Source organism: Pseudooctadecabacter sp., from assembly GCF_020627745.1.
Classification (GTDB): domain Bacteria; phylum Pseudomonadota; class Alphaproteobacteria; order Rhodobacterales; family Rhodobacteraceae; genus Octadecabacter.
The window spans coordinates 21,072-27,828 of record NZ_JAHDGE010000011.1 but is presented as its reverse complement, the minus strand read 5'-3'; the positions used below and the strand labels follow the sequence as shown (position 1 = coordinate 27,828).

The window sequence follows — 6,757 nt, the reverse complement described above, 5'->3', positions numbered from 1 at the left end:
ACTCCCCCCGGAGGGCCGGTCTGCCCTTTTGCCCTACCGGTGCTGGTCAAACAGGATCGGGTTGCCGTCCGGGTCGATGACAACAAAGGACGCAGGCCCCGTCTCACCCCCCTGTTCCTGAATGACCTCGTGTCCAGCGGCCGTCACTTTGTCCTTGATGGCGCGCACGTCGTCAAAGGGGGTCACCTCGCCTGCGGATTGATCCCAGCCGGGATTGAAGGTCAGCATGTTGCCTTCAAACATCCCCTGAAACAGCCCCACCAATGTGTCGCCGTTCTTCATAATCGCATAACCGTGTTCATCATGGCCGCCGAACCTTTCAAACCCCAGATCGGTGTAAAAAGCGATGGAGGCGGCCAAATCCTTGACCGATAGACTGATTGAAAATGCGCCCAACTGCATAGCGTGTCCTTTCGTGGTTGCCCCGACCCTAGCACATTGGACAGGCTTTGGTCATAACCGCCCCATGATCATCCGCACGCATAGCAAAGGCGATGCACGCTCTGTCGCGCAATATTCAGGGTGCGAACGCTACCGGTACAAACTTGTCCGGACATGGAATGAGGCGGGCAGTCTGGTGCAGTTTGTGATGCTGAACCCGTCCACCGCGACCGAACGCCAGAACGACCCCACCGTGGAACGGTGCGAACGGCGCGCCCGCGCGTTGGGGCACGGCGGCTTTTGCGTGACCAACATTTTTGCATGGCGTGACACCGATCCGCGCCGGATGCGCCGCGCGGGTGATCCGATCGGGCCGCGCAATGACGATATCCTGCGGGAGGCCGCGACGGAGGCCGATATCACGATCTGCGCGTGGGGCACCCACGGTGCCCATCTTCAACGCGGGGCTGAGGTGCTGGCCCTTTTGCGGGCCACCGGCGCGCCCCTGTATCATCTGGGGCTCAGCAAGGGGGGGCACCCGAAACACCCGCTTTACATTGCCTATCGCCAGACCCCGCAACGTTGGATCGAAACCGCGACGCCATTAGCCGCACGTTAACCAGAGGACACGAATTTCAGGGCTTTTTCGCGGTTTGTTCGCTATCTGAGACTGCAACACCGGCGGCTTTCGCCTGAAATTTGTAATCATTGGTAAACGGATAGGTCATCGTCATGCTTGCACTTCTGGGTTTGATCGGCGTCGCCCTTGCTGGAACCGCATTTGTCGGGCTGGAGGGTACGGAAGATGAGGATGGTTCCGATCGTGCCGAACGTCTGGCGCTGGATGAGGAAACCCTCGAAGGCGATCTTCTGGACCTGCTTGAGGAAGATGACCTCGCCCCTGCCCCGCAGACCGGCCCTGACAGGGTCGAAGCCTTCGGCACGCAGGACGCGGACACGATCAGTGGTGCGTCCGGTGATGATTATATCCACGGGCGTGACGGTGACGATACCCTGGTCGGGGAGGACGGACATGACCAGCTTTTGGGCGGCACTGGCGACGACACACTGACCGGAGGCGCGGGCGACGATCAACTGGACGGGCACGTCGGGAACGACTTTATGGCGGGGGGCCATGGCGCTGACCGTTTGCAGGGCGGCGGCGGTGACGACGAGTTGAACGGATACGATGATGACGACGATCTTCTGGGCGGCTGGGGCGATGACACCCTGATCGGCGGCGCCGGAAACGACAATTTGCAGGGCAGCGAAGGCAACGACGTCGTCGATGGTGTCACCGGCGAAGACGTCGCGGAACAGGACTATCTGAACGGATCCGAAGGCAATGACCACCTGATCGGGAACAACGGTGACGTCATGACAGGCGGTGACGACGCGGACGTCTTCGAAATTGCGGGCGGCACGGTGCAAATCATGGATTACACCGATGACGATGTCCTTGTTCTCAACTTCTCGGGCGCGGAACCTGTGTTGACCACGCAAGACAGCGCCGGTGGGCTTGTCCTGTTGGCGGACGGCGAACCTGTGGCGGATTTGGTCGGCGTGACGGACTTTGACGTCAGCTTGGTGCGGCTGGTCAGCGAAGACGCAGCCGCCTGACACCAGAAACCCTTTGCCAAGGGCATAGAATCTTCCTATACGCCCGCATCTGCGTCGGGCAACTGGCACAGTTCACCCTCCACGGGCCCTGCTGGACGACATCCCGGCTTGCGCCATTCACCCTTTAACCAAGGAGACCCCGATGTCGATTACTGCTGAAGAAAAAGCACGCCTGATGAAGGAATTTGCAATCAAGGACGGCGACACAGGTTCGCCGGAAGTTCAGGTTGCGATCCTCACATCCCGCATCACCACCCTGACCGAGCACTTCAAGACCCACAAGAAAGACAACCACGGTCGTCGTGGCCTTTTGAAAATGGTCGCTCTGCGTCGTAAGCTTCTGGATTACACCAAAGCCAAAGATGAGGCCCGCTATCAGGACCTGATCAAACGCTTGGGCATCCGTCGCTGAACCAGCGGCACGTCTTGCAAGAATTCAACCGCCTACGGGACACCCCGTGGGCGGTTTTTCTTTTCCCCTTTACGGTATAGCCACGCACCATGGATATGTTCCTCATCACTGCACCCGGCCAAGAAGATTTCCTGGCCGCCGAAGCCCGCGAAAAGGGGTTCAAGGTCACCGAAACGATTTCAGGCGGTGTGACGATCCGGGGCGAATGGCCCGACATCTGGCGCGCGAACCTGCAATTGCGGGGCGCAACCCGCGTGCTGGCGCGGCTGGTCACCTTCCGCGCGCTCTATCTGTCGCAGCTGGAACTCAACACGCGCGAATTCGACTGGCCCAAGATCCTGCCCAAATACGCGACCGTCACGGTTGAGGCCACATGCCACAAATCCAAGATTTACCATGCAGGTGCGGCCAAAGAACGGGTGGAAACCGCGCTGGCGGGTCATGGCTTTGTCACCCCCGAACCGGAATATCCCGCCGACGTGGCCATCCGCGTGCGGATTGACCGTGATCACGTGACGCTGTCGCTCGATACCTCCGGCGACAGCCTGCACAAACGTGGCCACAAGGAGGCCGTGAACAAGGCCCCGATGCGCGAAACCATGGCCGCGATGTTCCTGCGCGAAGCCAAATTCAACGGGAAAGCCCCGCTTTATGACCCCATGTGCGGGTCCGGCACATTCGTCATTGAAGCCGCCGAAATCGCCCGTCGGCTGGACCCTGGCCGCAGCCGGGAGTTCGCCTTCCAGTCCTTCCCGAATTACGACGCGCAGGCCTTTGCCACTATGGGCAGCCCCGACCGTCCTGCGGCACATGGCGTTTACGGCAGCGACCGTGACCAAGGGGCGGTGGCCATGTCCACCGCCAATGCCACCCGCGCCGGTGTCGCAGATGTGGCCACGTTTGACGCCAAGTCGATCGGCGATATCACCCCGCCGACGGACACCCCCGGTCTGGTCATCTGCAACCCGCCTTACGGCGCGCGGATTGGCAACAAGACCCCGCTGTACGGGCTCTATTCCAGCTTTGGCGACCGGATGAAAAGCCACTTCAAAGGTTGGCGCGCGGCCATCGTCACCAGTGACGACGCACTGGCCAAGGCGACCGGTCTGCCGTTCAAACCGGCGGGGCCGGTGGTCAACCATGGCGGCACGAAGGTGCGGCTCTGGCAAACGGATGTGATCTGACCCAAGGTGGGGGCATGAAACGGATTGTCCTTGCCGCCGCCTGCCTGATCGTTGTTGCGACGGTGCTGCAGGCCCTGTTTGACTACAGCCGCCTGCGCGACAGGCAGCTGTTTGGCCATTTGGTCCACCGGATAGACACGGATCGGCCGGTTGTCGCGCTGACCCTTGATGACGGGCCGACGCGGCGGTTCACAGCACCCTTGCTGGACATTTTGGACAAGGCCGGTGTCACCGCGACCTTCTTTCTGACCGGACGGGAGGTCACGGCCTTTCCGGAGGGCGCACAGGCCGTGGTGGATGCAGGGCATGAGGTCGGCAATCACTCATGGAACCACCGTCGTATGGTGGCGATGACCCCGTGGGAGGTCCGCCGCCAACTGCGCGAAACCGATGCGGCGATCCGGGCGCTTGGCTACGAAGGCCCCTTGCACTTCCGCCCGCCCTATGGGCGCAAACTGGTCGTCCTGCCTTGGGTTTTGGCCCGACAAGACCGCACCACGATCATGTGGTCCGTGGAGCCTGAGACCGATCTGGCCTTTGACGCACCGCCCCAAGACCTCGCCGCGCATGTGATTGAGACGACCCAAGCCGGGGATATCATTCTGCTGCACGGGATGTATTCCGGCAACGACAGCAGCCGCGCGGCTTTGCCGTTGATCATCGCCGGATTGCGTGCGCGGGGGTTCGACTTTGTCACCGTGTCGGAGCTGATCGCGCTGGAGGCGGCCCGCTAAAATTCGCGAATTTTAGCCCCCCTTCCCAAACGGCCCAAACCCCTGTAGATGCACACTATCTGAGACGTGACGCAAAGACCCCGGCGCACACAAAAGGATTGGGGTCGGTGGCAATGGGGCCACCAATGATACGGAAGACCCGGGGTTCGCCTGGGAGTGCTTCCAGATAGGAAACTACAGATGTTCAAAGAAGTGAAAAAATCCATTCAGTGGGGCGAAGAAACGCTGACACTGGAAACGGGCAAGGTTGCCCGTCAGGCCGATGGTTCTGTCATCGCGACCTATGGCGAAACCTCTGTCATGGCCAACGTGACATTCGCCAAGCAGCAAAAGCCGGGTCAAGATTTCTTCCCGCTGACCGTGCACTACAACGAAAAATATTACGCGGCCGGTAAAGTCCCCGGTGGCTTTTTCAAGCGCGAAGCGCGCCCCACGGAAAAAGAGACGCTGACAAGCCGTCTGATTGACCGTCCGATCCGCCCGCTGTTCGTCGATGGCTTCAAGAACGAGGTCCTCGTGATCTGTACCGTTCTGTCCCACGATCTGGTCAACGACCCTGACATGGTTGCCATGGTCGCAGCCTCCGCCGCGCTGACGATTTCCGGCGCGCCGTTCATGGGCCCGATTGCCGCGTGTCGCGTGGGTTATGAGGATGGCGATTACATCCTGAACCCAGAACTCGACGATATGCACAACCTGCGCAACAACCCTGAGCAGCGCCTTGATCTGGTTGTCGCCGGCACCAAAGACGCCGTGATGATGGTTGAATCCGAAGCCTATGAGCTGACCGAGGAAGAAATGCTCGGCGCTGTGGAATTCGCCCATGAGCAGATCCAGCCTGTCATCGACCTGATCATTGATCTGGCCGAAGACTGCGCGAAAGAGCCGTTTGATTTCCAAGCCCCCGACTATTCCGATCTGTACGCTGCAGTGAAGAAAGCCGGTGAGACAGAAATGCGCGCCGCTTTCGCAATCTCCGACAAGCAGGAACGCACCACGGCTGTTGCCGCCGCCCGCGAGACCGTCAAGGCCGCACTGAGCGAGGAACAGCTTGAGGATGCCAACCTCGGCTCCGCTATGAAAAAGCTTGAGGCGTCCATCCTGCGCGGTGACGTTGTGAAAACAGGCAAGCGGATCGACGGTCGTAAGACTGATGAAATCCGTGACATCGTGTCCGAAGTGGGTCTTCTGCCCCGGACGCACGGCTCTGCCCTGTTCACACGTGGTGAAACCCAAGGCCTCGTCGTGACCACATTGGGCACCGGCGATGATGAGCAGATGATCGACAGCCTGCAGGGCATGTATAAGTCGAACTTCCTGCTGCATTATAACTTCCCCCCCTATTCGGTGGGTGAAGTGGGTCGTTTTGGCCCTCCCGGACGGCGTGAGATTGGTCACGGTAAACTGGCATGGCGCGCCCTTCAGGCCGTTCTGCCCGCTGCCACCGACTTCCCTTACACGGTCCGCGTGGTGTCCGAGATTACGGAATCCAACGGCTCGTCCTCCATGGCGTCTGTCTGTGGTGGCTCCTTGTCCATGATGGACGCAGGTGTGCCGCTGAAAGCACCGGTTGCCGGTGTGGCCATGGGTCTGATCTTGGAAGAGGACGGCGATTATGCGGTTCTGTCCGACATCCTGGGTGACGAAGACCACCTTGGCGACATGGACTTCAAAGTGGCCGGTACGGAAAACGGCATCACGTCCTTGCAGATGGACATCAAGATCGCAGGCATCACGCCCGAGATCATGAAGAAAGCCTTGGCCCAAGCCAAGGAAGGTCGTCTGCACATTCTGGGTGAGATGAACAAAGCGCTGTCTGCGGCATCCGAGTTCTCCGTCCACGCGCCACGCATTGAAACCATGCAGGTGCCAACGGATAAAATCCGCGAAGTCATCGGTTCGGGTGGTAAGGTCATCCGCGAAATCGTGGAAGTGTCCGGCGCCAAGGTCGACATCAACGACGAAGGCATCATCAAGATCGCATCGCCCAACGGCGACGCCATCAAGAAGGCCTACGACATGATCCACTCCATCGTGGCCGAGCCTGAAGAAGGCCAGATCTACAAAGGCACAGTGGTCAAGATCGTCGACTTCGGTGCGTTTGTGAACTTCTTCGGCAAGAAAGACGGCCTTGTGCACGTCTCTCAGATCGAAAACCGCCGCCTGAACCACCCCTCCGACGTTCTGAAAGAAGGTCAGGAAGTTTACGTGAAACTTCTGGGCTTTGATGACCGTGGCAAGGTGCGTTTGGCCATGAAGATGGTCGATCAGGAGACCGGTGAGGAAGTCAAAAAGGAAGAAAAAGAAGACTAAGGTCTTCTGTCTTTCTTAAAATATCAGGGTCCCGGCGGATATGCCGGGGCCCTTTTTTTGTCCATATGCAGACAGCGCCGGTTAAACCGTGGGCCTGTGTCGGACAAGCATCA

Annotated in this window: 7 protein-coding genes; 6 read left to right on the top strand and 1 reads right to left on the bottom strand. The window is 59.6% G+C overall.

Features of this window, described 5'->3' with window-relative positions; genetic code table 11:
* Window positions 1-33: 33 nt before the first annotated feature.
* A complete protein-coding gene (locus tag QZ653_RS06875; RefSeq protein ID WP_296418853.1) occupies window positions 34-402 on the bottom strand; it encodes a VOC family protein in 369 nt (122 codons plus the stop codon).
* A gap of 64 nt (window positions 403-466) precedes the next feature.
* Here QZ653_RS06875 and QZ653_RS06870 point away from each other — a divergent pair, with 64 nt between their 5' ends.
* From QZ653_RS06870 to pnp, 6 genes are all read left to right on the top strand, one after another.
* Window positions 467-1,000, top strand: a complete 534-nt coding sequence (locus QZ653_RS06870) for a DUF1643 domain-containing protein (protein WP_296418852.1) — start codon at window positions 467-469, stop codon at window positions 998-1,000.
* Window positions 1,001-1,113: 113 nt separating this feature from the next.
* Window positions 1,114-2,001, top strand: a complete 888-nt coding sequence (locus tag QZ653_RS06865) for a calcium-binding protein (RefSeq protein WP_296418850.1) — start codon at window positions 1,114-1,116, stop codon at window positions 1,999-2,001.
* Window positions 2,002-2,143: 142 nt separating this feature from the next.
* Window positions 2,144-2,413 carry a 30S ribosomal protein S15 gene (gene rpsO, locus QZ653_RS06860; RefSeq protein WP_296418848.1) on the top strand — a complete coding sequence of 90 codons (270 nt, stop codon included), beginning with the start codon at window positions 2,144-2,146 and terminating at the stop codon, window positions 2,411-2,413.
* 89 nt (window positions 2,414-2,502) lie between these two features.
* Entirely contained in the window at window positions 2,503-3,597 is a 1,095-nt protein-coding gene (locus QZ653_RS06855) for a THUMP domain-containing class I SAM-dependent RNA methyltransferase (RefSeq protein ID WP_296418845.1), read from the top strand.
* A gap of 14 nt (window positions 3,598-3,611) precedes the next feature.
* On the top strand, window positions 3,612-4,331 hold the full coding sequence (locus QZ653_RS06850; protein WP_296418844.1) for a polysaccharide deacetylase family protein: 720 nt from the start codon (window positions 3,612-3,614) through the stop codon (window positions 4,329-4,331).
* Window positions 4,332-4,511: 180 nt separating this feature from the next.
* Window positions 4,512-6,644, top strand: coding sequence for a polyribonucleotide nucleotidyltransferase (gene pnp, locus QZ653_RS06845; RefSeq protein ID WP_296418842.1), 2,133 nt, complete (start codon window positions 4,512-4,514; stop codon window positions 6,642-6,644).
* Window positions 6,645-6,757: the final 113 nt, after the last annotated feature.